Genomic DNA, 2,862 nt, shown 5'->3' with positions numbered 1-2,862 from the left:
CGTGGCGCCGCGCGCGCACTTGGTGAGCGGGCAGACCTGCGAGCGCGGCCGCCCAGTCCAGCGGGGTCCGGTTGCGCGCGAGGCCCACGATCACGAGCCGACCGCCGGGGGCGAGCAGCCGCACCATGCTGCCGACGGCCGCGGCGAACTCCATGTGGTGGATCGCCGCGACGCTGCTGATGAAGTCGTACCCGGCGGCTCTGGACTCGTCGTGGAACTCCAGGAAATCGGCTTCCACGAAGGAAAGCCCGGGGGAGTCGGCGCGCTCCCGCGCCGCGCCGATCATGCCCGGGTCGCGGTCGATCCCGGTGACCCGCTGCGCGCGTCCCGCCAGCTCGCGTGCGAGCCTGCCGTCACCGCAGCCGACGTCCAGCGCTTCCGCGCAGCCTTCGGGCACTTCGTCGAGCACCAGCGGGTAGTAGTGCACGTTGTGGTTCCACTGATCAACCGCCACGGGCCCAAGCTACCGAGCCGAATGTGACCGTGGTGTTGCCGAACGCACTCGTTCGCGCAAGGCGAATCCGAGTCTTCGCCCCGGAGCGAAAAGCGGGGGCACGCCCGGGCGCTGGGCGTGCCCCCGCCGAAACGCCGGGGACGCGAGGCGGCGGTGGGAAGGGAAACCGCCCGCGCCACCGGCGATGGATCAGCTCAACGCCGGACGCACGGCTTCGGTTGCGCTGACCACGTTCTGCAACGCCGTCTCCACCTCGGCGTAGCCGCGGGTCTTGAGCCCGCAGTCCGGGTTCACCCACAGCCGCTCGGCGGGCACCGCCGACAGCGCCGCCCGCAACAGGTCGGAGACCTCGCCGGATTCCGGCACCCGCGGCGAGTGGATGTCGTAGACACCGGGCCCGACGCCGCGGCCGAACCCGACCTCGTTGAGGTCGTCCAGCACCTCCATCCGCGAACGGGCCGCTTCGATGCTGGTCACGTCCGCGTCCAGGGCCACGATCGCGTTGATCACGTCACCGAACTCGGAGTAGCACAGGTGCGTGTGGATCTGGGTCGAATCCGAGATGCCGGAGGTGGCCAGCCGGAACGACTCCACCGCCCAGTCCAGGTACTCCTCGTGCTGCGCCGACCGCAGCGGCAGCAGCTCGCGCAACGCGGGCTCGTCGACCTGGATGGCCCGGATCCCGGCGTTCTCCAAGTCCTTGACCTCGTCCCGGACCGCGAGCCCCACCTGCCGGGCGGTCTTGGCCAGCGGCTGGTCGTCGCGCACGAACGACCACGCGAGGATGGTGACCGGGCCGGTCAGCATGCCCTTCACCGGCTTCTCGGTGAGCTGCTGGGCGTACTTCGCCCAGTCCACCGTGATCGGCGCGGGCCGGGACACGTCGCCGAACAGGATCGGCGGGCGCACGCAGCGGGAGCCGTAGGACTGCACCCAGCCGTTCTGCGTGCTGACGAATCCCTCCATGTGCTCGGAGAAGTACTGCACCATGTCGTTGCGCTCGGGCTCGCCGTGCACCAGCACGTCCAGGCCCAGTTCCTCCTGCAGCCGGATGACCCGCTCGATCTCGTCGCGCATCCGCTGCTTGTAGGTGGCCTGGTCGATGTTGCCCTTCTGCAGCGCGGCACGGGCCTTGCGGACGTCGGTGGTCTGCGGGAACGAGCCGATCGTGGTGGTCGGCAGCGGTGGCAGCCGCAGCGATTTCTGTTGCGCCGCACGGCGGTTCTCGTAGGCGCCGCGGCGCGCGTGCTCGGGTTTGAGCGAGTCCAGCCGTGCCTGCACCCGGTTGTTGCGCACGCGGTCGGCGTTGGCCCGGTCGGCGATCACCTGGCGCGCGGCGATCAGCTGCTCGGAGACCGCGTCGCGGCCCTCGTGCAGCGCCCGGTCGAGCACCACGACCTCGTCGACCTTCTGCGCCGCGAATGCCAGCCACGACTTGACCTGCGGGTCGATGCCGGTCTCCGCCTCGACGTCGTAGGGCGAGTGCAGCAGCGAGCAGGACGTGCTGACCGCGACCGAACCGGCCACGCCGAGCAGCGTCGCCGCCGTGGTCAGCGCCTTGTCCAGGTCGGTGCGCCAGATGTTGCGGCCGTCGACCAGGCCGGCGACCAGCGTCTTGTCCCGCAGCCCCTGGACAGCGGGCAGTTTGTCCACAGTGGAGGACCCGGCGATCAGGTCGACGCCCAGCGCCTCCACCTCGGCGGCGGCGAGCACGCCCAGCGCGTCGCCGAGATCGCCGAAGTAGGAGGACACGAAGATCTTCGGCCGCTCCCGCAGCTCGCCGAGCTTGCGGTAGGCGGCGCGCAACGCGTCCAGCTCGGCCTGCGAGCGATCCGCGACGAACGCGGGCTCGTCCAGCTGCACCCACTCCACACCTGCGCGGTGCAGCTCACCGAGCAGCTCGGTGTATGCGGTGAGCAGGTCGTCGAGCCGGTCCAGCGGGTGGAACGATTCCGGCGCGCCCTCCTCCGGCTTCGACAGCAGCAGGAACGTCAGCGGTCCTACCAGCACCGGACGGGTCTGCACGCCGAGTTCAGCCGCCTCGTTGTACTGGTCGACGGGAGTCTGGTCGGACAGCGCGAACGCCGTGTCCGGGCCGATCTCCGGCACCAGGTAGTGGTAGTTCGTGTCGAACCACTTCGTCATCTCCAGCGGCGGTGTCGATTCCACGCCGCGGGCCAACGCGAAGTAGGTGTCCAACGGGCTCAGGCCCAGCTCCCGGAAGCGGCGCGGGACCGCGCCGAACGTGACGGCGGTGTCGAGCACCTGGTCGTAGTACGAGAACATGTTGCCGGGCACCGAATCCAGCCCGGCGTCGCGCAGCGATCGCCAGGTGTCGGTGCGCAGGGTGCGTGCGACTTCGCGCAGTTCCGGCTCGGAGATCCGGGACTTCCAGTAGTTCTCCAGCG

General features: G+C 70.2%; 2 protein-coding genes. Both read right to left on the bottom strand.

What is annotated here, in order from left to right; translation table 11 throughout:
- Positions 1–454 (bottom strand): bifunctional 2-polyprenyl-6-hydroxyphenol methylase/3-demethylubiquinol 3-O-methyltransferase UbiG (locus IJH84_RS10270; RefSeq protein ID WP_295143223.1); only part of this gene is annotated, 454 nt, incomplete at its 3' end.
- A gap of 189 nt (positions 455–643) precedes the next feature.
- The coding region (metE, locus tag IJH84_RS10265) for a 5-methyltetrahydropteroyltriglutamate--homocysteine S-methyltransferase (RefSeq protein ID WP_295143220.1) at positions 644–2,862 on the bottom strand (2,219 nt) is incomplete at its 5' end.

It is taken from the genome of Saccharopolyspora sp., assembly GCF_017434145.1.
Lineage (GTDB): Bacteria > Actinomycetota > Actinomycetes > Mycobacteriales > Pseudonocardiaceae > Saccharopolyspora_C > Saccharopolyspora_C galaxeae.
Note: the sequence above shows the minus strand (reverse complement) of the source record. Positions and strands in the feature narration are given on the sequence as shown.